Source organism: Pseudomonas sp. Xaverov 259 (genome assembly GCF_019352915.1).
Taxonomy (GTDB): Bacteria; Pseudomonadota; Gammaproteobacteria; order Pseudomonadales; family Pseudomonadaceae; genus Aquipseudomonas.
The window spans coordinates 113555-136527 of the sequence record NZ_JAAAFV010000034.1 but is presented as its reverse complement, the minus strand read 5'-3'; the positions used below and the strand labels follow the sequence as shown (position 1 = coordinate 136527).

Sequence of the window (22973 nt, the reverse complement as noted above, 5' to 3'; positions counted from 1 at the left end):
CTGCGTGAGACTTGAGCCCCAACTACAACAGGGGCTCACCTCCATGCCACTGCTCGACCCGCTTCAGCGCCTGGCTGAACTTGATACCAACACGGTTTCCGACGCGCTGGACTTCCTGCAACTGCCCGGCGCCGTCGTCGGCATTCGTCCGTTGTGGGACTGCCCCAAAGTCGTCGGCCGGGCCAGCACCATTCAACTGGCGCCCAAGACTGACGCGGCGCCTGGTGTACACCTGATTTCCCCGGTAATCGACGCCATCACCACCGACGACCGCGTACTGGTGATTGCCGGCGGCATCGACGGCATATCGTGCTGGGGTGACATCATCGCCAATGCCGCCGTGGCCAGGAATATTCGTGGCTCGGTGATCGACGGCTTCAGCCGTGACATCGACGGCAGTGCGACCATCGGTTACCCGGTGTACGGGCGTGGCGTGACCATGATCAGCGCGCGCAACCGAGTGGTGCAGGTCGCGTCCGGCGTCACCATTGATGTGGCGGGCGTGAAAGTGTCGCAAGACGACTTCGTTATTGCCGACCGTTGCGGCAGCGTGTTTATCCCTGCAGCGCTGATCGAACAGGTGCTGGACCTCGGCGAGCGCATCGCCGCCCGTGAAGCCGGCATGGTCGAGGCGGTGCGCAGTGGCCGCTCGGTCGCCGATGTGATGCACGACAGCCAATTTGAAGCCATCCGCGTGGAGCCTGCCCAATGAATGACCAACAACTAGTCGCCCTGTTCGAAGGGCTCGACACTCCTGGCGTGTCGGATGCCATGGACAAGCTCGGCATTGCCGGCCAGTGCCTGGGCATCGCGCCGCTGGATAACTACCGTGGCACCGTGGTCGGCCCGGCGTTTACCGTGCAATACATGCCGGCCAGCATGCCGCCAGGTTCAGTCGGTGATTTTATCGAAGACGTGCTGCCGGGCGATGTGGTGGTGCTCGCCAACGCCGGTCGCACCGATTGTACCGTGTGGGGCGACATCATGACCCAGTACGCCGGCAGTCGAGGGATCGCAGCGACGGTCATCGACGGCGTGTGCCGCGACGTCAGCAAAGCGCTGGGCGACGGTTACCCGCTGTTCAGCAAGGGCCGTTACATGCGCACCGGCAAGGACCGCGTGCAGGTGGCGTCGGTGAACCAGCCGGTGGCCATCAGCGGTGCCCGCGTGTGTGCGCGGGACATTGTGGTGGCCGACGCCAATGGTGTGCTGGTGGTGCCGCGCGGGCGTGCCGAGGAAGTGGCACGTACCGCACGCCAGATTGAAGCCGTGGAATCGCAGATCCGTGCGCAGCTCGAGGCCGGCAAGACTTTGAAACAAGCGCGTGAAGCCCTGGGTTATCACACCCTGCAAAGGAAGCACTCGTGAATACGCTGAACAAGCGCCTGGCCCAGGCCAAGCCGTCGGCCACCTACCGCATCATCGACCGCGTGGCCGCACGCCGTGCCGAGGGTGCGATGATCATTTCGCTGTGTGCCGGCGAGCCGGATTTCGACACCCCGGAACATATCCGCCAGGCCGGTATCGACGCGATCCGCAACGGCCACACGCGCTACACCCAAGTCGCGGGTATACGGGCCTTGCGTGAGGCCGTTGCGCAGAAGTTCCGCCGCGAAAACGGCCTGGACGTGACCTGGCAGGACACGCTGGTGAGCAACGGCGGCAAGCATGTGATCTACAACGCCCTGGCCGCCACCCTGAACGAAGGCGACGAGGTGATCGTTCCTGCACCTTACTGGGTCAGTTATCCGGAGATGGTGGAACTGTGCGGCGGCACCGCCAGGATTGTCGCGTGCAGCGCCGAGGGGGGGTTCAAACTGGCGCCCACGGCGCTGGAGGCGGCAATCACGGGCAACACGCGCTGGCTGATCCTCAATTCACCGTCCAACCCGACCGGCGCGGTGTATAGCCGGCACGAGTTGCAGGCGCTGGCGAATGTGCTGCTGGAGCATCCGCACGTGCTGGTGCTGGCGGACGATATCTACGAACATCTGCTGTTCGACGGGCAAACCTTTCATACCCTGGCGCAAGTCGAGCCGCGCCTGGCGCCACGGGTGCTGACCATGAACGGCGTCTCCAAAGCCTACGCCATGACCGGCTGGCGCATCGGCTTTGCCACCGGCCCGCGCTGGTTGCTGGAGGCGATGGAAAAACTCCAGGGCCAGCAGACCTCGGGGGCCAGTGCGATTTCCCAGCACGCCGCCATCGCTGCCTTGAGCGGACCGCAGGATTTTATCCGGCAGTCGCGCGCCGTGTTCGAGAAACGTCGCAATCTGGTGGTGTCCTTCCTCAACAAAACGCCAGGACTTGAATGCGCAAACCCGTCCGGCGCGTTTTACGCCTTCGCCAACTGCGCGGGTTTGCTGGGGTGCACCACGCCCGGTGGCAAGCTGCTGCAAACCGACGAAGACGTGGCCCACGCCTTGCTCGAGGAAGCCAATGTGGCCGTGGTACACGGCAGCGCATTTGGCTTGGCGCCGTACCTGCGTATCGCCTACGCCTTGGACGACGACTCGCTGTTGCAGGCGTGCGAGGCGATCCGCCAGTTCTGCGCGGCGACGTTGTAACGACGAACACTGTCACTGTGGCGAGCAGGCTTGCCCTGCGTTGGGCTGCGAAGCTGCCCCAGCGGTTTATAACTGACCGGCTGAGTCGCCTGAATGGGGGCGGCTTCGCCACCCAGCGCAGGGCAAGCCTGCTCGCCACAGGGTACTTTTTGGCTGCTCTATTTTTTGTGCGGCGCCGCGTTAGAGGTCGCGCATCAGCAGGCCGAAGCGCAGGTTCATCTGCGCTGGCAGGGGGAGATACACGGTGTGCCCATCTCCCGGCGCCACGTCTATGGCCTCGCCCTTGGCGTTGTGCAGGTTGGCCAGGTCGAAGTGAAAGTTGCCGGCCGGTGTCATCAATTCTAGGTGATTACCCACGGCAAAGCGGTTCTTCACCTTGACCTCAGCCATCTCGCCCCGGCGCTCGCCGGTCAATTCGCCGACAAACTGCTGGCGCTCCGACACCGAGCTGCCGTTCTGGTAGTTCTGGTATTCGTCGTGTACATGGCGACGCAGGAAACCTTCGGTGTAGCCGCGTTGGGCCAGGGACTCCAGGTTAGTCATCAGGTTGCGGTCAAACGCACGGCCAGCCACCGCATCGTCAATGGCCTGGCGATACACCTGGGTGGTGCGCGCGCAATAGAAGTGGGACTTGGTGCGGCCTTCGATCTTCAGCGAATGCACGCCCATGTGCGTCAGGCGCTCCACGTGCTGCACGGCGCGCAGGTCCTTGGCGTTCATGATGTAGGTGCCGTGTTCGTCTTCGAAGGCCGGCATCTGCTCATCCGGGCGGTTGGCTTCCTGCAGCAAAAACACCTGATCGGTCGGCGGGCCGATCCCCAAGGTCGGTTCACAGTGCTGCACGATGTCGCCTGTGGCGTTCTCCACCGCCGGTGTGGCCGAGTATTTCCAGCGGCATGCGTTGGTGCAGGTGCCTTGGTTGGCATCGCGCTTGTTCATGTAGCCGGACAACAAGCAGCGCCCGGAATAGGCCATGCACAGGGCGCCATGCACAAACACTTCCAGCTCCATGGCGGGCACCTGTTGGCGGATTTCGCCGATTTCTTCCAGTGACAACTCTCGCGACAGAATCACCCGGCCGATACCTTGCTGCTGCCAGAACTCGACGCTCGCCCAATTCACGGTATTGGCCTGCACCGACAAATGAATCGGCATGCACGGGAAGTGACGGCGCACCAGCATGATCAAGCCTGGGTCGGACATGATCAACGCGTCCGGGCCCATGGCGATCACCGGGGCCAAATCCTTGAGGAAGGTCTTGAGCTTGGCATTGTGCGGGGCAATGTTGACCACCACGTAGAAACGCTTGCCCAGTGCATGCGCCTCCTGGATGCCGAGCGCGAGGTTGGCGTGGTCGAACTCGTTATTGCGCACGCGCAGGCTGTAGCGCGGCTGGCCGGCGTAGACCGCATCGGCGCCGTAGGCGAAGGCATAACGCATGTTTTTCAAGGTGCCGGCGGGGGCGAGCAGTTCGGGGGCAATCACGGGAGGCATGGGCTCAGGTCGCAAAAGGTCGCGAGGGTAGAGCAGCGGGCGTGCGCCTTTATTGATCCAGGTCGGGCTTTTGCGGATTTTGTATCGCCGTGTATCGGCAGGTGCTGCTCGACACAGGCGGGATACCTCAGAGGGTTCCAATAGGCGCTCTGCGACTCGACAAGGTAATCACCATGCGACCGATCACGTTGCTGTTTGCCAGCCTGCTGCTGGCTTTTGCCCTTTCCGCAAGCTGGATAGCCAGTGGCGAAAGCAAACACCCTGAAGCCACTATACCGTCGCTGGCGGGGGCGGTTGACTGGCTCAATTCGCCGCCCCTGAGCCTTGAAACGCTCAAAGGCAAAGTGGTGCTGGTGGATTTCTGGACCTATGACTGCATCAACTGCCGGCGCGCGCTGCCCTACGTCAATAGCTGGGCCAAACGCTACGAAAAAGACGGTTTGGTGGTGATTGGCGTACACACGCCCGAATACGCGTTTGAGCACATCCCGGCCAATGTCAAAGAACAGGTGCGCAAGCTGGGCATTGGTTACCCGGTGGCCATCGACAATAACTACGCGATCTGGCGCAGCTTCGATAACCAATATTGGCCAGCCCACTACCTGATCGATGCCAAGGGCCAAGTACGCTACAGCCACTTCGGCGAGGGGCGTTACGAAGCCCAGGAGCAGGTGATTGAGGCATTATTGAGTGAGGCCAAGGCGATTCAATAACGCGGTCTATGCTTGAAGGGCACTCCCAGGTTTTGCCGCGGACTAAGCAACAGGGCCGCTGAAGGCCCTCTGCTTTTCTGACATGGACCGGACATGAACCAAACCAACCTTCAATTCAAAACCCTGCTGTTATTGCTGGTCCTGGTGACCATCGCCTTTATCTGGATATTGCTGCCGTTTTACGGTGCGGTGTTCTGGGCAGTCATCCTTGGCATCATCTTCGCCCCGATGCAGCGGCGCCTGCAGCAACGCTTCAGCTGGAACCGCAACCTGACATCGCTGGCGACGCTGACGGTGTGCCTGGTGATTGCGATTCTGCCGGTGATCATCACCAGCGTGCTGCTGGTGCAAGAGGGCGCCACCCTCTACAAAAATATCGAAAGTGGCAAATTGGACGTGGCGGGGTATATCGAACAGTTCAAGAATTTCCTGCCGCCGTACTTCCAGCACCTGCTCGACCGCTTCGGCATGGGCAACCTGGAGGGCCTGCGGGAAAAGATCGTCAAGAGCGCGATGCAGGGCAGCCAGTTCTTTGCCACCCAGGCGTTCAGCTTCGGCCAAGGCACGTTTGATTTCCTGGTGAGCTTTTTCATCATGCTGTACCTGTTGTTTTTCCTGCTGCGTGACGGCCCGGAACTGGTGCGCAAGGTACGCACGGCGGTGCCGTTGGCCGAGCCGCAAAAGCGCCGGTTGCAACTCAAGTTCAATCGGGTGGTGCGCGCCACCGTCAAGGGCAACGTGCTGGTCGCCGTGACCCAGGGTGCGCTGGGTGGTTTGATCTTCTGGTTCCTGGACATTCCCAGCGCGTTGCTCTGGGCGGTATTGATGGCGTTTCTGTCGCTGTTGCCAGCGGTCGGCGCGGGGATTGTGTGGGGGCCGGTGGCCGCCTACTTCCTGTTGAGCGGTTCGATCTGGCAGGGCGTGGTGCTGGGCTTGTTCGGCGTGTTCGTGATCGGGCTGGTGGACAATGTATTGCGCCCGATCCTGGTGGGCAAGGACACCAAGATGCCGGATTACCTGATCCTGATCTCGACCTTGGGCGGCCTGTCGGTATTTGGCTTGAATGGCTTTGTGATCGGGCCACTGGTGGCAGCGCTGTTTATGTCCAGCTGGGCGCTTTTTGTTGAAAGCAAACCCCGGGTCAAGCTGCCATTGCCATAGATTTCAGGCGTGGAGCCTGAAGTTCGGCACTTGCTGTTGCTGTTGCTGTTGTTGCGCGGCGGACAGTGAGGTGAGCGGGCCGCTGATGGTTTCGCCATCGCGTACCACATACCAGCAGGCCAACAACCCAAGCTCCCGGAGTGGGGCGGGGACGGCACTGCCGACAACGGACATGATTTGAACTGTGGGCATAAGGACCTCCAATTGCTATGGGGGTCACCTTACGGGCTGGTGGCGCGTAGGAAAAATCACCCATCTCGATAGTCAACATTAACGCCAAGCGTCAATCCACCACTTGATCGAGCATGTTCACCACTTCCTGTTCACTGAGCAGGCCTTTGCGCACCAGGTTTTCTGCCAGCAACGCGAGAAATTTTGCGCTGCGGTGGCCCTCAAGGTGCTTGAGTTCGGTGAGTGCGCTGTAGACCTTGCTGGACGTGCACAGGCCAGCGGTGCGGTGCGGGTTTTGTGTGGGCATGTCAGTCGTCCTTAGTTGTTATTGGGTGGACCGCTCGATAGTGAGACTGTTGGGTGACGTAAACATGACAGCGCAGGCCCGGGTCAAGCAAGTGGACATTTGATCGTCATGATGTGGGATTGCGACACGGGCATTGTCCTCATAACGACCTTGGCATGATAAAACCGGGCTTTTTGACAAAAAAGTCAGGCAAAAATCAGGCAAAAAAAGGCCCCGCGTGTGAGCGAGGCCTGTTCATTTCCAACGTGATTGCGTGTTACCAGCCGCGGCCATAATAACCGTGGGGAGGGCCGTAGTAGCCACGCGGTGGGCCGTAATAGACCGGCGCCGGGCGGTAGTAAACCTGCTGTTGCACATACACCGGTGGCGGCGGTGCATAGTAGACCGGCGGAGGCGCGGCATACACCGGTTGTGGCTGCACATACACCGGTTGCTGCACGTAGACCGGTTGCGATTGGCTGGCAACTACGGAGCCGACAACGGCTGCGCCGATCAAACCACCCAATATGGCCGGGCCACCCCAACCACCACCGTGGGCGGAGGCTTGGCCTGCCATAGCGAGTGCGCCGATAAGCAAGGCGATTTTGGGGATTTTACGAATCATGGTCATTCCTCGGTTAGCCCCTGCGCTTGTGGTCTGCAATCAATAGACTCAAGGATTGTCGCGGGGATACTTTTAAGACAACGTATTTCCGAAAAACAGCACAGCCTCTAGGTAAAGGTTGTGTAAGGTCTGTACCGATTTGCTTACTCAAAGGAGTTTTCCATGCAGATGCACCCCAACAAGGACACCCAACTGTGCATGTCATTGTCGGCGCGTCCCGGGAATTTTGGCTTGCGATTTCACAACCACTTGTACGAACAGCTGGGGCTGAATTTCTACTATAAAGCCTTCAGCAGCCAGGATTTGCCCGGCGCGATCGGCGGTATCCGAGCGCTGGGCATCCGTGGTTGCGGGGTTTCCATGCCGTTCAAGGAAGCCAGTATCGCCCTGGTGGATGAGCTGGACGCTTCGGTCAAGGCCATCACCTCGCTCAACACCATTGTTAACACCGACGGCCATCTCAAGGCTTACAACACCGACTACATTGCCGTGGAGCAACTGCTGAAAAAACATGCGGTGCCCAAAGACTCGACCTTTGCCCTGCGTGGCAGCGGCGGTATGGGCAAGGCGGTGGCCAGTGCCTTGCGCGATGGCGGCTATGCCAACGGCGTGATTGTGGCGCGCAATGAAGCGGCGGGCCGGGCGTTGGCGCAGAGCCTGGGGTATGAGTGGCGAGCAGAACTGGGGGAGTTGCGCCCGCAGATGCTGGTCAACGTGACGCCAATCGGCATGACCGGTGGGGCAGAGGCGGACCAGTTGGCCTTTGAAGCCGACGCTGTGGACGCGGCTGACACTGTATTCGATGTGGTGGCGATCCCCGCCGAAACGCCGTTGATCGTGCGCGGGCGTGCCCAGGGCAAACGGGTGATTACCGGGTTGGAAGTGATCGCAATCCAGGCATTGGAGCAGTTTGTGCTTTACACCGGTGTGCGGCCAACGGATGAACAGTTCCAGGCGGCAGTGGCTTTTGCCCGAATTTAAAGCACTGCGCAGATCCAAATGTGGGAGCGGGCTTGCTCGCGAAGGCGGTGGATCAGTCGATACATCCAGTGACTGACACTCCGCCTTCGCGAGCAAGCCCGGCTCCCACATTTTAGATCGAGTTAAGCCTGTTCCAGCTGGGCCAAACGCTCTTCCAGCGCTGCAATCCTGGCTTCAAGCTCTTCAATACGCTCCACCGAAACCCCACCTGCCGAGCGCTCCAACGGGCTCCCGCGTGCCGCGATAATCGCCTCAATATCCGCCGGATCCCCCAGCGAATGGGTATAACGGTCTTCCCGTTGCCCCGCCTGGCGCGGCACCAGCACCGCCAGCCCTCGCGCAATCAGGCGTTCAAGCTGGTGTACAACCTGTTCGGCATCTTCAAAATCATGCATGCGCCCGCTGCGGGTCAGCAGTTCGTTGACGGTCTGCGGCCCGCGCAGAAACAGCAGCCCGATCAGGATCACCTGGGCCGGCACCAATTCCAGCGCCTTGTCCACCCGATGCTCCCAGCGGTCGGCGCGGCTGCCCATCACCAGGCGGGTAAAGCCTTGGCCCTCGAGCACGCGCAGGCTCTGGCCGACCTGGCCCTGGCTCAAGTTGGTCACCGGTTCCCGGCTGGTCTTCTGGTTGCAGGCCAGCACCAGCGCATTGAGCGTGAGCGGATAGGTTTCCGGGTTGGTCGCCTGTTTTTCGATCAGGCAGCCCAGGATGCGGATTTCCGTGCTGTTCAGGCGCGGCTCAGGGGTGTCGGTGTCGTGCTCGGCGGTCATCGCGCTTTCCCTATGCAGTGAAGCCCACTAGCCTAATCCTGAAAAAATAAAAGACAAGCCGCAGGCATGGCTATAATCGCCGCTGGTTCCAAACCCTGCCATCACCGTGAGACTGTCATGACTATTTCCCTGTACGCCGCCTCCATCCCGGTCTTCAAGCAAATGCTCACCGCCCTGAGCGATGTACTGAGCAAAGCCGAAGCCCACGCCACCGCCAAGAACATCGAGCCCAACGCCTTGCTGCAAGCGCGTCTGATCCCGGACATGTTCCAGCTGGTGCGCCAGGTGCAGATCGCCGTCGACTTCGCCAAGGGCGTTTCTGCGCGCCTGGCCGAAATCGAAGTACCGAAGTACGAAGACAGCGAAGTGACCTTCGCCGACCTGCAAGCGCTGATCGCCAAGGTGCTGGCGTTTGTCGACACCATCAAGCCTGAGCAAGTCGACGGCAAGGAAGGCATCGAAATCATCACCCGCCCAGGTACCCCGAAAGAGAAGCGCTTCAGCGGCCAGTCCTACCTGCTGACCTACGGCCTGCCGCAGTTCTTCTTCCACGTCACCACTGCTTACGCTTTGCTGCGTCACAACGGCGTGGAAGTGGGCAAGCGCGATTACATGGGCGCTTTCTAAGCAACCAGATACAAAAAAGCCCGGGGTCGTTCTTGTCGAACGCCCCGGGCTTTTTTACGCCTCATGCTTTAAGCCGCTTGCTCTTCCTGGCCCAGGCAGGCGGCTGCCGTGAACAGCACATCGGTGGACGAATTGAGCGCGGTTTCTGCCGAGTCCTGCAGCACACCGATGATGAAGCCCACGGCCACCACCTGCATGGCTATCTCGCTGGGAATGCCGAACAGGCTGCACGCCAACGGAATCAGCAGCAACGAGCCCCCAGCCACACCCGACGCGCCGCAGGCACATACCGCCGCGACCACGCTGAGCAGCACGGCGGTGGGCATGTCCACGGCAATACCGAGCGTGTGCACGGCGGCCAGGGTCAACACGGTGATGGTAATCGCCGCGCCGGCCATATTGATGGTGGCGCCCAGCGGGATCGACACCGAATAAGTGTCTTCATGCAGGCCCAGGCGTTTGCTCAGCGCCAGGTTCACCGGGATATTCGCCGCTGAGCTGCGGGTGAAGAACGCGGTGATGCCGCTTTCGCGCAGGCACATCAGCACCAGTGGGTAAGGGTTGCGGCGCAGCTTCCAGAACACGATGGCCGGGTTGATCACCAGCGCGACGAACAGCATGCAGCCGATCAACACCACCAGCAGGTGGGCATAGCCGAGCAGGGCGCCGAAACCGGAGGTGGCCAGGGTCGAGGCCACCAGGCCGAAGATGCCCAGCGGGGCAAAGCGAATCACCACGCGCACGATCAGCGTGACGCCGTTGGACAGGTCATCGAGCACCGTGCGAGTGGTAACACCTGCATGGCGAATCGCGATACCCATGCCAATCGCCCAGGCCAGGATGCCGATGAAGTTGGCATTCATCAGCGCACTCACCGGGTTATCCACCACGCTCAGCAGCAGGCTTTGCAGCACCTCGCCGATGCCGCCGGGAGCGCTGACGGTGGCGTCATGGGTGGCCAGCACCAGAGGCGATGGGAACAGCATGCTGGCAACCACCGCAACGACGGCAGCGGCAAAGGTGCCGAGCAGGTACAGGAACAGGATCGGCTTGATATGGGTTTCCTGGCCATGTTTATGGTTGGCGATAGACGCCATGACCAATACGAATACCAGAATCGGCGCCACGGCTTTCAGCGCGGTGACAAATACCTTGCCGATAAACCCGGTGGCGCGCGCCGCCTCGGGCAAGAACAGGGCGAGCAGGATACCGGCCACCAGGCCGATGACAATTTGGGTGACCAGGCTGACGCGCATCAGTCGTTGCAGCAGGGAAGGGGCAGCAGTCATAAACAGTTGTCTCTAGTTTTTTTAGTAGGACGCAGCATTGCAGGCAGATAGCGCCGTAGGAAGCAGGCCAGAAGTCTAACATGCTGTAGGAAGCGTCCCATTCGGTGCGGCATTCCGTCACCCGCATCTGTAGGGTTTGGCCAGGCCAAGACATATTCTGTTAAGATCGCCGCCTCTCATCTTTCCTCTCTGTCAGCGAGCCCTTCGGGCTGTCGTTGATGTCGTCGTTTCTGGAGTTTTCATGTTGTTCCCTATCCTGCTGCTGTCGGCTGCCGGTTTTACCGTGCTGACCACAGAATTCATCATTGTCGGGCTGCTACCGTCGATCGCCCGGGACCTGAATGTCAGCGTGTCCCAGGCCGGGCTGCTGGTGACGTTGTTTGCGTTTACCGTGGCGGCGTTCGGGCCGTTCCTGACCGCGTACTTCGCGCGGTTCCAGCGCAAGCGCCTGTTTATCTGCATCCTGATCATGTTTGCGATGGCCAATACGGTGGCGGCATTGGCGCCGAACATCTGGGTCATGGCCTTGGCGCGCTTGATCCCGGCGTTGGGTTTGCCGGTGTTTTGGGCCTTGGCGAGTGAAACGGCGGTGGACATCGTCGGGCCGGAGTTTGCCGGCCGGGCCATTGAAAAGATCGGTTTCGGAATTGTCTGCGCCACGGTGTTCGGCATTCCGGTAGGCACCTTGATTTCCGATATGTTCGGCTGGCGCACCGCCTTTGCGATTCTCGCGGTAGTGGCGTTGGCCAAGGCCTTGTTGCTGTTTATCTACTTGCCGGTGACCAAGCCGAAGAACGATCAGGTGAGCCTGCGCTCGCAGTTCAAGATCCTGCGCAGCCCGCTGATGCAGGGCCATATCCTGCTGTCGATTTTGGTGTTCAGCGGCATGTTTACCGCTTACACCTACCTGGCAGACATCCTTGAGCGCCTGGCCGGCTTCGACGGCACGCTGGTGGGCTGGTGCCTGATGGGCTTTGGCGCGGTGGGCCTGATTGGCAACGCCCTCGGCGGGCGTGCGGTGGACCGTCATCCGTTGATCGCGTCGATGGTGTTCTGTGGGTTCATGATCGCCGGCATGGTTGCGGTGGTCCCGGCGATTCACTCCACCATTGGCCTGGCAGCGGCGATGGCGGTGTGGGGTGTGACGCAGGCGGCGATGTTTCTGGTCAGCCATGTGCGCTTGATGAAAGCCGCGCCCCACGCCCCGGCCTTTGCGGCGTCGTTGAACATCGCCGGGGCCAACCTGGGGATTGGCCTGGGAGCAATGGTGGGTGGGCATGTGATCGACACCCTGGGCCTTGCCAGCCTGGGCTTTGCGGCGTCCGGGTTTATCCTGGTGTCGATTTTGCTGGCGCTGTGGTTGATGACCGCGAAACCTCTGCCTGCCTGCGCTTGAGTCAGCCTGGCTTGGATGGGATCAGGCTTATGTGGGAGCCGGGCTTGCCCGCGATGCAGGCACCTCGGTGTATCAGTGAGACCAAGCTGATGCTATCGCAGGCAAGCCAGCTCCCACACCTTGCCGTCAGGGCAGGGCGGTAAACAGCTCGCGCCGCGCGCCTTCGGTAATCGCCACGATACCGGGGTGTTTGATCTTGCGCTCCACCGAGATCGCGTAGAACGACTCGGTGACCGCATCGGTCTGGCCGATCAGCGCCACGCCATATTGGCGCACCACTTCATCGGCAATCACGCTGGGGGCGATAAAAATCCCGCTGCCGGATTGGCCGAATGCCTGCATCAACGCGCTGTCATCGAACTCGCCGATGATCTTTGGCTGGATCTGCTGCTCGGCGAACCAGCGCTGCAAGCGGCTGCGTACCACCGTCTCTGCGCCCGGAATCAACAACGGCGCACCCTGCAGGCAGTGTGGGAAATCGCCGCCATACTGGTCAGCCAACGCCTGGGTGGCGAAAAAACTGATGCCGCATTCCCCCAGTTTCTGGCTGTAGCCTTTGATGTCCAGGTGCGTGGGCATCGGGCTGTCGGAGATCACCAGGTCCAGGCGCTGGATCGCCAGGTCGGCCAATAACCGTTCGAGTTTGTCTTCGCGGCAGGTGATGCGGATCGGTTCGCTCAGCTCCATGGTCGGCGCGATCAGCCGGTAAACGATGGATTTGGGCACCACATCCGCGACCCCGACCCGAAACAGGATCTGCTGTTCGTCGGGCGCTGCGCGCAACATGGCTTCCAACTCGTTACCGGTTTGGAACATCTGCTCGGCGTAGGGCAAGGCCCGGCGCCCGGCTTCGGTGAGTTCCAACTGGCGACCGACGCGCTGAAACAGCGCGATACCAAAAGTCTGCTCCAGCAGGCTGATCTGGCCGCTGATGGTCTGCGGCGTGAGGTTCAGCTGCTCACAGGCACGCACAATACTGCCGGTCTTGGCCACCACCCAGAAGTAATGCAATTGTCGATAATTGAGCATGGCGGTCTACACTTCGTAAAAACCGAAGTATACGTGAGAAAAATACGAATTTTACTGAACTGTTCAGCTGCATAGAATGCCTCGCTATCGAGGGGCCACTACTTGGACCCAATGGTTCTAACGAGGAATACATGATGAAACTCAATTCCCTGGGCGCGGCGTCCGTACTTGCGCTTTCATTGGTGGTGATCAGCGGCTGTGATCAAGTCGAAAAGAGCGCGCAGCAGGTGCTGGGCAAAGCCACCGAATCGGCCAAACAAGCCATCGATGACACCCACAAGGCCGCCGAGCAGGCATTGAGTGAAGCGACCCAGGGTTTGATCCAGCCTGAAAAAGACGCTGAACAGGCCGAAAAAGAACCTGAAACCGACCGTAAAGAAGCTTAATTTCCCAGCAAACGTCAGGACTGACCTATGGACTACCTTTTACAACTGGCTGCCAGCCCGACCGCCTGGGTCGCACTGGCCACCTTGATCGTCATGGAAATCGTGCTGGGCATCGACAACCTGATCTTCATCTCGATCCTTACCAATAAATTGCCCGAAAAACACCGGGCCAAGGCGCGGCGTATCGGCATCAGCATGGCGTTGATCCTGCGTCTGGGCCTGTTGAGCACCATCGCGTTTATCGTGCAGTTGACCGCGCCAGTGTTTGAAATCTTCGGCCAGGCGTTCTCGTGGAAAGACATGATCCTGATCGCCGGTGGCCTGTTCCTGGTGTGGAAGGCCACCACCGAGATCCACCACAGCATGGACCCGGAGCCCGAGGAGAAGGCCTCCGTCAGCAACACTGTGGCCATTGGCTTTGCCGCCGCGATTGGGCAGATCCTGTTGCTCGACCTGGTGTTCTCCATCGACAGCATCATTACCGCTGTGGGCATGACCGAGCACTTGCCGATCATGATCATCGCCGTAGTGGTCTCGGTGATCGTGATGCTGGTGGCGGCTGAGCCGTTGGCCAAGTTCATCAACGACAACCCTACCGTGGTGATGCTGGCCCTGGGCTTCTTGATCATGATCGGCATGACGCTGATCGCCGAAGGCTTCGGCGCCCATGTGCCAAAAGGCTACGTGTATGCGGCCATGGCGTTCTCGGCGGCGATCGAATGCCTGAACATCGCCCGGCGTAACCGTCACAAACGCTTGCTCGCTGCCCGCCAGTAAGCGCTGAAGCAAAAAGGCCGGCTGTGCTCACAAGAGCCCAGCCGGCTTTTTGCTGTCTGTTAGAATCGGCCCACTTGTTACCTTGAGGTCCACCATGAACGAGCCGATTCGCCTCACCCAGTACAGCCACGGCGCGGGTTGCGGCTGCAAGATTTCACCCCAGGTGCTGGAAGTGATCCTCGCCGGCAGCGGCGCGCAGAACCTCGACCCCAACCTGTGGGTGGGCAACGCCTCGCGTGACGACGCGGCGGTGTACGCCATCGACGACGAGCGTGGCGTGGTCTCTACCACCGACTTTTTCATGCCGATTGTCGATGATCCCTTCGACTTCGGCCGTATTGCCGCCACCAACGCGATCAGCGATATCTACGCCATGGGCGGCGACCCGCTGATGGCCATTGCGATTCTGGGTTGGCCAGTGAATGTGCTGGCGCCGGAAGTCGCCCGCGAAGTGATCCGTGGCGGCCGCTCGGTGTGCGACGCCGCCGGCATCCCGCTGGCCGGTGGGCACTCCATCGACGCGCCGGAGCCGATCTTCGGCCTGGCCGTGACCGGCATCGTGCAAAAGCGCCATATGAAGCGCAACGACACCGCCACCGCCGGTTGCAAGTTGTACCTGACCAAGCCGCTGGGCATCGGCATCCTTACCACCGCCGAGAAGAAGGGCAAATTGCGCGAGGCGGATATCGGCCTGGCCCGTGACTGGATGTGTACGCTCAACAAGCCTGGCAGCCGTTTTGGCAAGTTGGCCGGCGTAACGGCCATGACCGATGTCACCGGTTTCGGCCTGTTGGGCCATCTGGTGGAAATGGCTGACGGCAGTGGTCTCACGGCCCGCATCGAATACGCCAAAGTCCCACTCCTGCCTGGGATCGAGGACTACCTGGACCAGGGCTGCATGCCCGGTGGCACCCTGCGCAATTTCGACAGCTATTCAAGCAAGCTGGGGCGTCTGCAGGAACTGCACAAGCGTGTGCTGTGCGACCCACAGACCAGTGGCGGCCTGCTGATTGCCGTCACCCCAGAGGGCGACGCCGAGTTTCACGCCGTGGCTGTTGAACTGGGCCTGAACCTTGAGCCGATCGGCACGCTGGTTGAGCGACAGACCCACGCGGTAGAGGTGTTTTGATGGCAACTGACATCACCAACTACCGCGACATCTTCCTCAACGATCGGCCGATGATGGATACCCGCGCGCCGATCGAGTTCACCAAGGGCGCGTTCCCCGGCGTGGTCAACCTGCCGCTGATGACCGACGACGAACGCCAGCGGGTCGGCACCTGCTACAAACAGCAAGGCCAGCAAGCGGCCATCGTGCTGGGGCATGAACTGGTGTCCGGGGCAATCAAGGCCGAACGCATCGAGCATTGGGCGCAGTTCGCCCAGGCCAACCCCGACGGCTACCTGTACTGTTTTCGCGGCGGGTTGCGGTCGCAGATCGTGCAGCAATGGTTGAAGACAGAAGCGGGTATCGAGTATCCGCGCGTCGGCGGTGGCTACAAGGCCATGCGCACCTTTCTACTGGAAACCCTGGAGCAGGCGACGGCCGAGTGTGATTTCGTCTTGCTCGGCGGCATGACTGGCACCGGCAAAACCGAGGTGTTAGGCCAGTTGCGCAATGCCTTGGACCTCGAAGGGCACGCCAACCATCGCGGCTCCAGTTTCGGCAAGCGCGCCACGGCGCAACCGTCCAACATCGACTTTGAGAACCGCCTGGCGGTGGACCTGCTGAAGAAACGCGCGGGTGGTATCGAACAGTTTGTGGTCGAAGACGAAAGCCGCATGATCGGCAGCTGTGCGCTGCCGTTGCCGTTGCACAAGGGCATGCAGTCGTTTCCGATGGTATGGCTGGAAGATAGTGTTGAAGGCCGCGTCGAACGGATTTTGCGTGATTACGTGGTGGATCTTTGCGCCGAATTTATCGCGGTGTTTGGCGAAAGCGGGCAGGCCCTGTTTGCCGAGCGCCTGACTCAGAGCCTGGCCAATATCCACAAGCGCCTGGGTGGCGAGCGCTTTCAGCGCTTGCAGGCCATTTTGCAGGAAGCCCTGGCAGAGCAGGCACGCAGCGGTGCTGTGGATTTACACCGGGTGTGGATCGAAGGCTTGTTGCGCGAGTATTACGACCCGATGTATGCGTTCCAGCGTGAAAGCAAAGGCGCGCGGATCGAGTTTGCCGGAGAGCAGGGCGCTGTGGTGGAGTACCTGCGTGAGCGGGTTGCCAGGCGCAATTAATGCAGTGGGTTTGAGGGCCTCTTCGCGAGCAAGCCCGCTCCCACATGTTGACCTGTGAATGCAGTCAAATGTGGGAGCGGGCTTGCTCGCGAAAGGGCCCTGAACAGCACTAAAGAATCAATGCCCCGATCAACCCACACACCACCCCCACCAACATGGTCAGCCCAGCCACCGTCACCAGCACCCGCGCGTCGAAATCCTTGCGCAGCATCAACAGCGACGGCAGGCTCACGCTGGGCAAGGTCATCAGCAACGCTACGGCCGGGCCGGTGCCCATGCCCAATGCCATCATGGTTTGTACGATAGGAATCTCGGCTGCCGTAGGAATCACGAACAGCGTGCCGACGATGGCCAGCGGTACCAGCCACACCAGGCTATTGGCCATGGCGCCGTCGACATGGGGAAACAGCCACACCCGCGCGGCGCCCAGAATCAGCACGGCAACGATATAGATCGGGATCGTGCTCCAGAACAGCTGCCACAGGGTCCGCAGCCACCGGCTCAGAAATGGCTGCGACTCGGCCTGACTCACATCAGCCACGGCGTCCAATGCCGCTTCCGGCACGTGGTCGGGACGGGCAATGCGTTGTGCGACCAACGACACGCCCACCACCAGCACAATCCCCGCCACCAGCCGCAGCGCAGTAAAGCCCCAACCCAGCACAAAGCCCATGAACACCAAGGTTGCCGGGTTCAGCACCGGGTTGGCGATCCAGAAGGCCAGCGCCGCTCCCACCGACACCTGCTGACGGCGCATGCCCGCTGCCACCGGAGCGGCGCAGCAACTGCACATCATGCCCGGCAAGGCGAATAGCCCGCCACGCACGGTCGAACCCAACCCGGCACGGCCAAACAGGCGCAGCAGCCAGTCACGCGGGATCAGCACTTGCAGCAGTGAACCCAAAATCACCGCCAACACGGCAGCTTTCCAGATCGCCAGGAAATACACCTGGGCATAGGCCAGTGCCGCGGCCAAGGGTGAGCTTTGCTGATCATTGAGGATCGAGGCGCCGATGCTGTGGTTGTCCGCAGCGACAAAGGCCTTGAGGTAGTAGGGCGACCACTTCACGAAATAGAGGCCGATGCAGGCCACCAACACGAACAGCGCTGGTTTCCACCAGAACGACCAGCCCCGGTTGGGCTGGGTGGAGATGAGGTTGGGCATGGTGCAGGTCCGCAGATGATTCAATAGCGGGGCATCATACGCCTGTGTTGCGCAGGCTTCAGATATCCGCGCTCACTTGGGTTGCATCCGGGCATGTCTGCTGGCCGTTATCCAGGCCTTGCTTGTAGTTGCGGCTCAGCAACGAGGCCTTGCCGTTGTGCCAGGTCAAGGTCAGCACATACAGGGTGTCATAGTCGCCACCGGACCAATCGTCGGTAATAGTGTGTTTTTCACCCGAGGCTTCACTGGCCACCCGGTTGATCAGCTCCGGCAGGTAGCCGTGGGACCAGGCGGTGTAGATGATGGAGTTGTGGTACTTGTCTTCCACCAGCTCATCGGCGAGGTCGTGGGTATCATTGGCGGAGTATTTGATGTTCACCGGCAGGCCGAGTTTGATGGCGCTGGGGCTGATGGTCATCAGGGGCCGAATGTAGCTGTAGGAGTTGTCGTGCTCGCCTTCCTCGACATTGCGCGTCGGGTTGGGCGCAAACACGTAGTTGGCCTTGCCGAATTTTTCCGGCAGCACAGTGGCCAGGTTCATCGCGCGGTTCAAACCCTGGCAATTGAGCTGGCCGAGGCCGCCGACGGGTTTTTCGCCGTGGCGCAGGAACACCAGGGTTTGCACGCCATCTACCGGCGCGGCGCGGCTGGTGCGCGACTCCAGGGTCAGGCCGATGGCGCCACCCACCAGTAACAGCGGCAACATGATGTAGGCATAACGTTTAAGGCGTTGCGCAAGGCACAGAGGCTTGATTGTCATTAGAGGTTCGAGTCTTCAGTGCAGCGATTAAGGCGGGCAAGCCTGGCCCCAGCGACGCATCCGGCGTGCTGCGGTTTAACCTGTGAGTGTTACGGCGTATCTCCTTTCACCGTCATGGCGCAGTTAAGAGTGTGAATCGGCTCTTTGGTTCGCCTGCGCGCACGATAGCGCGGCTATGTTGCGCAATGATGACCCATGCAGGACGGCGTGCAGGTGGCTATTATGGGGACTTTGAGCCTGGGGACTTCCCGATGAACGCACTTGCCGCTTTCCCGATCAACAGCAAATGGCCCGCCCAGCACCCGGAGCGCTTGCAGCTGTATTCGCTGCCCACGCCCAATGGGGTCAAAGTGTCGATCATGCTGGAGGAACTGGGCCTGCCTTACGAGGCGCACAAGGTCAGTTTCGAGACCCAGGACCAGTTGTCGCCGGAGTTCATGTCCCTGAACCCCAACAATAAAATCCCGGCGATCATCGATCCCAATGGCCCAAGCGGCCAACCGTTGGCGTTGTTCGAGTCCGGCGCGATCCTGATTTATCTGGCGGAAAAAACCAGCCAGTTGCTCTCCGAAGACCCGGCCACCCGTTACGAAACCCTGCAGTGGCTGATGTTTCAGATGGCCGGTATCGGCCCAATGTTTGGCCAGGTCGGGTTCTTCAATAAGTTCGCCGGCAAAGAATACGAAGACAAACGTCCACGTGATCGCTACGCCGCCGAATCTCGGCGTTTGCTCGGCGTGCTGGAAAAACACCTGCTGGGCCGCACCTGGATCATGGGCGACGAATACAGCATCGCCGACATTGCCACCTTCCCGTGGATCCGCAACTTGATTGGTTTCTACGAGTCCGGCGACTTGGTTGGTATCGCTGATTTTCCTAATGTACTGCGCGCGCTGGACGGTTTTGTCGCCCGTCCGGCGGTGATTCGTGGCCTGAGTATTCCGAGCTAAGACATGCCGACTTTCGATTTCAAGCAACTGGATGTGTTCAGCCGGGTTTCGCTCAAGGGCAACCCCTTGGCGGTCGTGCTCGGCGCCGATAGCCTCACCGACCAGCAAATGGCTGACTTCGCCAACTGGACCAACCTTAGCGAAACCACGTTTTTGCTGACGCCACGGGATCCACGGGCGGACTATCGGGTAAGAATTTTCACCACGCTTAAAGAGCTGCCGTTCGCCGGGCACCCAACCCTGGGCAGTTGCCATGCATGGCTGCTGGCAGGCGGCATGCCCAAAGGTGAGGAGATCATCCAGGAGTGCGAAATCGGCCTGGTGCGGGTCCGTCGCCAAGGCGATGAACTGGCGTTTATTGCACCACCGTTGTTGCGCACCGGTGCGGTGGAAGCGCCCCTGCTGGAGCGCGTGCGCCTGGGCTTGGGCCTGGCACCTGAGGCCGTTGTGCGCAGCCAGTGGGTGGATAATGGCGCAGGTTGGCTGGCGGTGATGCTGGGCGAGCGCGATCAGGTGTTGGCCTTGCAGCCTGATTTTTCGCAATTGCACGGCTTGGCGATTGGCGTCATCGCGGCCTGTGATCCGACGCGTGACGAGGTGGACAGCCACTTTGAAGTGCGCGCTTTTATCGCCGGTGACGGCGCCCAGGAAGATCCGGCCACCGGCAGTTTGAATGCCGGTGTGGCCCAATGGTTGCTGGCCGAAGGCCTCGCGCCCGAGCGTTATGTGGTCAGCCAGGGCACCGCGATCGGGCGTGCCGGACGGATTCGCATAGAGCGCCAAGGTGATGAAATCTGGGTAGGCGGCGCAGTGGCGGCGTGTATCGAAGGGCGAGTCCAGCTCTAGATCAATATATTGTTACGGCCCACGCAATACACTATTGGCCCCTGGGCGTTTGTGCTGCGGGGGCCAAGGGGCATAAGCTTTTGCCCCAAATATTCTGCCGCTATCCAGGAAAGCCATGACCAGCCAGTTCCCCCAAGCCCGTCCTCGCCGCCTGCGCCGCTCCCCGGAGCTGCGTGGCCTGTTCCAGGAAACCGAATTCACCCTCAACGACCTGGTACTGCCGATTTTCGTCGAAGAAGAAATTGATGATTTTGTGCCGATCACCAGCATGCCGGGCGTGGTGCGTATTCCTGAGAAAAAACTGGCCGGTGAAATCGAGCGTTATGCTCGTGCCGGGATCAAGTCGGTGATGACCTTCGGTGTGTCCCACCACCTGGACGCCAACGGCAGCGACACCTGGAAGGAACGCGGGCTGGTCTCGCGCATGTCCTCGATTATCAAGGACGCCGTACCGGACATGATCGTGATGTCCGACACCTGCTTCTGCGAATACACCGACCACGGCCACTGCGGCGTGATGCACGGCGCCCACGTCGACAACGACGCGACCCTGGTCAACCTCGGCAAACAAGCCGTGGCCGCCGCCCGCGCCGGCGCCGATGTCATCGCACCGTCGGCCGCCATGGACGGCCAGGTCCAGGCCATTCGCCGCGCCCTCGACGACGCCGGTTTCACCCATATCCCGATCATGGCCTATTCCACCAAATTTGCCTCGGCCCTCTACGGCCCGTTCCGCGAAGCCGGCGGCAGCGCCCTCAAAGGCGACCGCAAAAGCTACCAGATGAACCCAATGAACCGCCGCGAAGCCGTGCGCGAATCCCTGCTCGACGAACAGGAAGGCGCCGATGCGCTGATGGTCAAACCGGCTGGCGCCTACCTCGACATCATCCGCGACATCCGCGAAGCCTCACGCTTGCCGGTGGCGGCGTATCAGGTGAGTGGCGAATACGCGATGATCAAGTTTGGCGCCCAGGCAGGGGCAATTGACGAGGCTCGAGTGGTGCGCGAGACGTTGGGGTCGATTAAGCGCGCTGGCGCGGATTTGATTTTTACGTATTTTGCGATGGATTTGGCGTTGGCCGGGATCTGATTTTGGGTTTTGGGCCTGTGGCGAGTGAGGGTGCTCGTCACAGGAGCAGTGCTCTTTGATGTTTTGCGATCACGCTCAGTTGAATTTTTCATAGTCTTGGGCACCCAATGATGCCAGCCATTTTTTAAAGAAGTCGATTTGTTCTTTTGGATCGTTCGTTAGGTTTTCTTCCTCGTAATCAAAGATGTGAACTATATCTTTTCTGGTGGCTTGTTTGCCTAAGGTTATTTCGTAAGCAACAAGTCCTGCACTCATTTGAGATGCCATTCTTGAAGGCATTACATTTAATTTTGCGCCTTTGCATAAGAAGGTCATATGGGGGAAGTCGGCTCTGACTTTTGCGAGGCAAACGTAAATGTCCCTTCCTTCATAAATTTTCTTGAAGTTTTCTGCTTCTGAAAATTTCATGATGAGTTTTCTTGTGTCAAACTTTACTGTTGCTTCTATTTTTTCATCATTTGATAGTATGTATATTTTTTTCGTTTCCATATTTTTTCTGTCTGGGGTTGGTTTGAATGGCCTGCATGGCTTTCGTTGGGTTTTATTGGCGTGGTAAGTAGGGTGTCTGTTGTATATATTTTGTAGTGAATGGCACGTACTTTTTGTTTTTGGGGGCTGATCCTTAAGTTTCGAGGTTAGGTAACTCGCCCGTGGCGAGAGAGGTTGCTCTTCACAGGTCTTCACTCAGCACCTACAGCGATTCAGACCATTTTGTGCGGTAAGCAATCTGTTCGTTGATGTCGTTTGTTAGTTCTTTTTCTTCATAATCAAATATACGAACGAGCTTCGCATCCGGATCACCTAGTTTTGTTTCGTAAGCCACCACTCCACTAGACATTTGTGAGGCCATTGCTGAAGGATACACATTGACTTTTGCTCCTTTGCAGAGAAATTTAATGTCGCTAAAATCTTTTCTCATTAGGCCGAAACACATATAGATGTCAATATCGGTGTAAGATTTTTTTACGCCGTTAGCGAATATTATCGAGAGTGTTGCTGTTTTTCTGTCACATTCGATAGTCGCATTTTCGCGAATCGAGTTTTTGATTATGGTTATCTCTAATTCTTTCATTTTCTAACTTCTATTGGGGTTAATTAATGAGTAGCCTTTATGTGTGCCATCATCGTGTAAGGGCGTGGCTCCTAAAATGTCTTTTGTGTCTATTCGGCCAGGTATAGCAATTTCACGTTCTTTTTGGTAGTCGGATCGAATGCCAAGTTCTTTGTTGACATCTCGACCTGGGATTTTTTTCAAGATGTAAAGATAACCATCCTCTAGCCCGTAAGTCGTTGCGAACATCACACCTTGCAATCTAGATACTGATGTACTCACAAAATTGCTTGGGGGATTCGCATTGTTTTGTGAGTGCAGATAGAGATCTGTGCTTTTGCCTCTACTTTCAAAGCCCCCCTCAAAAATCTCATCTGGATGCCTCGAGTCTCCACGATACAGATATTCTCGTTTCTGATCGGAAGTCGGCAGAGAGGGGCTTTGATCATCAACTTTTGGCTGTTTGCCCGTATTTTCTGTGTTTGTAGTTGGCTTGCACCCACCCCCACCCGGGCAGCTATTCAGGCCTAGCGGATCCACCCACCCCGTAGGGTTCGGCACGTACCGGTACGCATTAATCCCACCCGCCAGCTTCACCGGGTCT

General features: G+C 59.4%; 25 protein-coding genes and 2 pseudogenes. 15 read left to right on the top strand and 12 right to left on the bottom strand.

Annotation, left to right across the window (positions count from 1 at the left end; all coding sequences use genetic code 11):
• The first annotated feature begins 43 nt into the window (after positions 1-43).
• From K0H48_RS16725 to K0H48_RS16715, 3 genes are read left to right on the top strand one after another with little or no spacing between them, the layout of a single operon-like run.
• Positions 44-712: an RraA family protein gene (locus tag K0H48_RS16725; RefSeq protein WP_219268310.1), complete on the top strand. Its 669-nt coding sequence runs from the start codon at positions 44-46 to the stop codon at positions 710-712.
• A complete protein-coding gene (locus tag K0H48_RS16720) occupies positions 709-1368 on the top strand; it encodes an RraA family protein (protein ID WP_219268309.1) in 660 nt (219 codons plus the stop codon). The genes K0H48_RS16725 and K0H48_RS16720 overlap by 4 nt, the downstream gene beginning before the upstream one ends.
• On the top strand, positions 1365-2567 hold the full coding sequence (locus K0H48_RS16715) for a pyridoxal phosphate-dependent aminotransferase (protein ID WP_219268308.1): 1203 nt from the start codon (positions 1365-1367) through the stop codon (positions 2565-2567). Before K0H48_RS16720 ends, K0H48_RS16715 begins: the two co-directional genes overlap by 4 nt.
• 66 nt (positions 2568-2633) lie before the next feature.
• On the opposite strand, the pseudogene yegQ reads toward K0H48_RS16715, so the two are convergent.
• Positions 2634-4061 (bottom strand): annotated as a pseudogene (gene yegQ, locus K0H48_RS16710) (tRNA 5-hydroxyuridine modification protein YegQ).
• 272 nt (positions 4062-4333) lie between these two features.
• Between yegQ and K0H48_RS16705 the strand changes: the two are divergent.
• Positions 4334-4774: pseudogene (locus K0H48_RS16705) on the top strand (thioredoxin family protein); the annotation flags it as partial.
• 93 nt (positions 4775-4867) lie between these two features.
• Entirely contained in the window at positions 4868-5935 is a 1068-nt protein-coding gene (locus K0H48_RS16700) for an AI-2E family transporter (RefSeq protein WP_065912354.1), read from the top strand.
• Between the two features lie 3 nt (positions 5936-5938).
• Here the strand turns inward: K0H48_RS16700 and K0H48_RS16695 are convergent, their stop codons facing one another.
• The 3 genes from K0H48_RS16695 to K0H48_RS16685 all read right to left on the bottom strand — a co-directional run bounded on the left by K0H48_RS16695 (position 5939) and on the right by K0H48_RS16685 (position 7023).
• Positions 5939-6127, bottom strand: coding sequence for a hypothetical protein (locus K0H48_RS16695; protein ID WP_219268305.1), 189 nt, complete (start codon positions 6125-6127; stop codon positions 5939-5941).
• 91 nt (positions 6128-6218) lie between these two features.
• Entirely contained in the window at positions 6219-6413 is a 195-nt protein-coding gene (locus tag K0H48_RS16690; RefSeq protein ID WP_010211349.1) for a hypothetical protein, read from the bottom strand.
• 256 nt (positions 6414-6669) lie between these two features.
• Entirely contained in the window at positions 6670-7023 is a 354-nt protein-coding gene (locus tag K0H48_RS16685) for a hypothetical protein (protein WP_078741781.1), read from the bottom strand.
• 156 nt (positions 7024-7179) lie between these two features.
• Between K0H48_RS16685 and K0H48_RS16680 the strand changes: the two genes are divergently transcribed.
• Positions 7180-7998: a shikimate 5-dehydrogenase gene (locus K0H48_RS16680; protein ID WP_219268304.1), complete on the top strand. Its 819-nt coding sequence runs from the start codon at positions 7180-7182 to the stop codon at positions 7996-7998.
• 122 nt (positions 7999-8120) lie between these two features.
• Here K0H48_RS16680 and K0H48_RS16675 read toward each other — a convergent pair whose 3' ends face one another.
• Positions 8121-8771 carry a YceH family protein gene (locus tag K0H48_RS16675; RefSeq protein ID WP_219268303.1) on the bottom strand — a complete coding sequence of 217 codons (651 nt, stop codon included), beginning with the start codon at positions 8769-8771 and terminating at the stop codon, positions 8121-8123.
• 117 nt (positions 8772-8888) lie between these two features.
• Here K0H48_RS16675 and K0H48_RS16670 point away from each other — a divergent pair, with 117 nt between their 5' ends.
• Complete coding sequence (locus tag K0H48_RS16670) at positions 8889-9398, top strand: DUF1993 family protein (protein WP_219268302.1); 510 nt, start codon at positions 8889-8891, stop codon at positions 9396-9398.
• Between the two features lie 68 nt (positions 9399-9466).
• Here the strand turns inward: K0H48_RS16670 and sstT are convergent, their stop codons facing one another.
• The gene (gene sstT / locus K0H48_RS16665; RefSeq protein ID WP_219268301.1) at positions 9467-10687 is read right to left on the bottom strand and encodes a serine/threonine transporter SstT; all 1221 of its coding nucleotides are present in this window, start codon (positions 10685-10687) and stop codon (positions 9467-9469) included.
• A gap of 241 nt (positions 10688-10928) precedes the next feature.
• Here sstT and K0H48_RS16660 point away from each other — a divergent pair, with 241 nt between their 5' ends.
• Positions 10929-12083, top strand: coding sequence for an MFS transporter (locus K0H48_RS16660; RefSeq protein ID WP_219268300.1), 1155 nt, complete (start codon positions 10929-10931; stop codon positions 12081-12083).
• A 126-nt stretch (positions 12084-12209) separates the two neighbouring features.
• On the opposite strand, the gene nhaR is transcribed toward K0H48_RS16660, so the two are convergent.
• Positions 12210-13112: a transcriptional activator NhaR gene (gene nhaR, locus K0H48_RS16655; RefSeq protein ID WP_138815492.1), complete on the bottom strand. Its 903-nt coding sequence runs from the start codon at positions 13110-13112 to the stop codon at positions 12210-12212.
• Positions 13113-13246: 134 nt separating this feature from the next.
• Between nhaR and K0H48_RS16650 the strand changes: the two genes are divergently transcribed.
• The 4 genes from K0H48_RS16650 (at position 13247) to mnmH (ending at position 16507) form a co-directional block, all read left to right on the top strand.
• A complete protein-coding gene (locus K0H48_RS16650) occupies positions 13247-13498 on the top strand; it encodes a hypothetical protein (RefSeq protein WP_219268367.1) in 252 nt (83 codons plus the stop codon).
• A 27-nt stretch (positions 13499-13525) separates the two neighbouring features.
• Entirely contained in the window at positions 13526-14275 is a 750-nt protein-coding gene (locus tag K0H48_RS16645) for a TerC family protein (protein WP_056858755.1), read from the top strand.
• Positions 14276-14369: 94 nt separating this feature from the next.
• On the top strand, positions 14370-15404 hold the full coding sequence (gene selD, locus K0H48_RS16640; protein WP_219268299.1) for a selenide, water dikinase SelD: 1035 nt from the start codon (positions 14370-14372) through the stop codon (positions 15402-15404).
• Positions 15404-16507, top strand: coding sequence for a tRNA 2-selenouridine(34) synthase MnmH (mnmH, locus tag K0H48_RS16635; protein ID WP_219268298.1), 1104 nt, complete (start codon positions 15404-15406; stop codon positions 16505-16507). The genes selD and mnmH overlap by 1 nt, the downstream gene beginning before the upstream one ends.
• A 109-nt stretch (positions 16508-16616) precedes the next feature.
• Here the strand turns inward: mnmH and K0H48_RS16630 are convergent, their stop codons facing one another.
• Together K0H48_RS16630 and K0H48_RS16625 are read right to left on the bottom strand one after the other, a co-directional pair.
• Entirely contained in the window at positions 16617-17672 is a 1056-nt protein-coding gene (locus K0H48_RS16630; RefSeq protein WP_219268297.1) for a permease, read from the bottom strand.
• Between the two features lie 58 nt (positions 17673-17730).
• Positions 17731-18432 (bottom strand): histidine phosphatase family protein, encoded by a 702-nt coding sequence (locus K0H48_RS16625; protein ID WP_219268296.1) that lies wholly within the window; start codon positions 18430-18432, stop codon positions 17731-17733.
• A gap of 251 nt (positions 18433-18683) precedes the next feature.
• Here K0H48_RS16625 and K0H48_RS16620 point away from each other — a divergent pair, with 251 nt between their 5' ends.
• The 3 genes from K0H48_RS16620 (at position 18684) to hemB (ending at position 21318) form a co-directional block, all read left to right on the top strand.
• Positions 18684-19382: a glutathione S-transferase N-terminal domain-containing protein gene (locus K0H48_RS16620; RefSeq protein WP_138815499.1), complete on the top strand. Its 699-nt coding sequence runs from the start codon at positions 18684-18686 to the stop codon at positions 19380-19382.
• Between the two features lie 3 nt (positions 19383-19385).
• A complete protein-coding gene (locus K0H48_RS16615) occupies positions 19386-20228 on the top strand; it encodes a PhzF family phenazine biosynthesis protein (RefSeq protein ID WP_219268295.1) in 843 nt (280 codons plus the stop codon).
• Positions 20229-20343: 115 nt separating this feature from the next.
• Positions 20344-21318, top strand: a complete 975-nt coding sequence (gene hemB / locus K0H48_RS16610) for a porphobilinogen synthase (RefSeq protein ID WP_069786976.1) — start codon at positions 20344-20346, stop codon at positions 21316-21318.
• Positions 21319-21393: 75 nt separating this feature from the next.
• Here hemB and K0H48_RS16605 read toward each other — a convergent pair whose 3' ends face one another.
• From K0H48_RS16605 to K0H48_RS30805, 3 genes are all read right to left on the bottom strand, one after another.
• Positions 21394-21807, bottom strand: a complete 414-nt coding sequence (locus K0H48_RS16605; RefSeq protein WP_219268294.1) for a hypothetical protein — start codon at positions 21805-21807, stop codon at positions 21394-21396.
• Between the two features lie 202 nt (positions 21808-22009).
• On the bottom strand, positions 22010-22390 hold the full coding sequence (locus K0H48_RS16600) for a hypothetical protein (RefSeq protein WP_219268293.1): 381 nt from the start codon (positions 22388-22390) through the stop codon (positions 22010-22012).
• A 3-nt stretch (positions 22391-22393) separates the two neighbouring features.
• Positions 22394-22973, bottom strand: a 580-nt coding sequence (locus tag K0H48_RS30805; RefSeq protein WP_307877369.1) for an enterotoxin A family protein, incomplete at its 5' end; no start/stop codon positions are given.

What these genes read in the sequence shown, in the direction of transcription:
- K0H48_RS16725 (WP_219268310.1), top strand. Translation starts at nt 44, where the DNA reads ATGCCACTGCTCGACCCGCTTCAGCGCCTGGCTGAACTTGATACCAAC.
- K0H48_RS16720 (WP_219268309.1), top strand. Translation starts at nt 709, where the DNA reads ATGAATGACCAACAACTAGTCGCCCTGTTCGAAGGGCTCGACACTCCT.
- K0H48_RS16700 (WP_065912354.1), top strand. Translation starts at nt 4,868, where the DNA reads ATGAACCAAACCAACCTTCAATTCAAAACCCTGCTGTTATTGCTGGTC.
- K0H48_RS16695 (WP_219268305.1), bottom strand. Translation starts at nt 6,127, where the DNA reads ATGCCCACAGTTCAAATCATGTCCGTTGTCGGCAGTGCCGTCCCCGCC.
- K0H48_RS16690 (WP_010211349.1), bottom strand. Translation starts at nt 6,413, where the DNA reads ATGCCCACACAAAACCCGCACCGCACCGCTGGCCTGTGCACGTCCAGC.
- K0H48_RS16685 (WP_078741781.1), bottom strand. Translation starts at nt 7,023, where the DNA reads ATGACCATGATTCGTAAAATCCCCAAAATCGCCTTGCTTATCGGCGCA.
- K0H48_RS16680 (WP_219268304.1), top strand. Translation starts at nt 7,180, where the DNA reads ATGCAGATGCACCCCAACAAGGACACCCAACTGTGCATGTCATTGTCG.
- K0H48_RS16675 (WP_219268303.1), bottom strand. Translation starts at nt 8,771, where the DNA reads ATGACCGCCGAGCACGACACCGACACCCCTGAGCCGCGCCTGAACAGC.
- K0H48_RS16670 (WP_219268302.1), top strand. Translation starts at nt 8,889, where the DNA reads ATGACTATTTCCCTGTACGCCGCCTCCATCCCGGTCTTCAAGCAAATG.
- sstT (WP_219268301.1), bottom strand. Translation starts at nt 10,687, where the DNA reads ATGACTGCTGCCCCTTCCCTGCTGCAACGACTGATGCGCGTCAGCCTG.
- K0H48_RS16660 (WP_219268300.1), top strand. Translation starts at nt 10,929, where the DNA reads ATGTTGTTCCCTATCCTGCTGCTGTCGGCTGCCGGTTTTACCGTGCTG.
- nhaR (WP_138815492.1), bottom strand. Translation starts at nt 13,112, where the DNA reads ATGCTCAATTATCGACAATTGCATTACTTCTGGGTGGTGGCCAAGACC.
- K0H48_RS16650 (WP_219268367.1), top strand. Translation starts at nt 13,247, where the DNA reads ATGAAACTCAATTCCCTGGGCGCGGCGTCCGTACTTGCGCTTTCATTG.
- K0H48_RS16645 (WP_056858755.1), top strand. Translation starts at nt 13,526, where the DNA reads ATGGACTACCTTTTACAACTGGCTGCCAGCCCGACCGCCTGGGTCGCA.
- selD (WP_219268299.1), top strand. Translation starts at nt 14,370, where the DNA reads ATGAACGAGCCGATTCGCCTCACCCAGTACAGCCACGGCGCGGGTTGC.
- mnmH (WP_219268298.1), top strand. Translation starts at nt 15,404, where the DNA reads ATGGCAACTGACATCACCAACTACCGCGACATCTTCCTCAACGATCGG.
- K0H48_RS16630 (WP_219268297.1), bottom strand. Translation starts at nt 17,672, where the DNA reads ATGCCCAACCTCATCTCCACCCAGCCCAACCGGGGCTGGTCGTTCTGG.
- K0H48_RS16625 (WP_219268296.1), bottom strand. Translation starts at nt 18,432, where the DNA reads ATGACAATCAAGCCTCTGTGCCTTGCGCAACGCCTTAAACGTTATGCC.
- K0H48_RS16620 (WP_138815499.1), top strand. Translation starts at nt 18,684, where the DNA reads ATGAACGCACTTGCCGCTTTCCCGATCAACAGCAAATGGCCCGCCCAG.
- K0H48_RS16615 (WP_219268295.1), top strand. Translation starts at nt 19,386, where the DNA reads ATGCCGACTTTCGATTTCAAGCAACTGGATGTGTTCAGCCGGGTTTCG.
- hemB (WP_069786976.1), top strand. Translation starts at nt 20,344, where the DNA reads ATGACCAGCCAGTTCCCCCAAGCCCGTCCTCGCCGCCTGCGCCGCTCC.
- K0H48_RS16605 (WP_219268294.1), bottom strand. Translation starts at nt 21,807, where the DNA reads ATGGAAACGAAAAAAATATACATACTATCAAATGATGAAAAAATAGAA.
- K0H48_RS16600 (WP_219268293.1), bottom strand. Translation starts at nt 22,390, where the DNA reads ATGAAAGAATTAGAGATAACCATAATCAAAAACTCGATTCGCGAAAAT.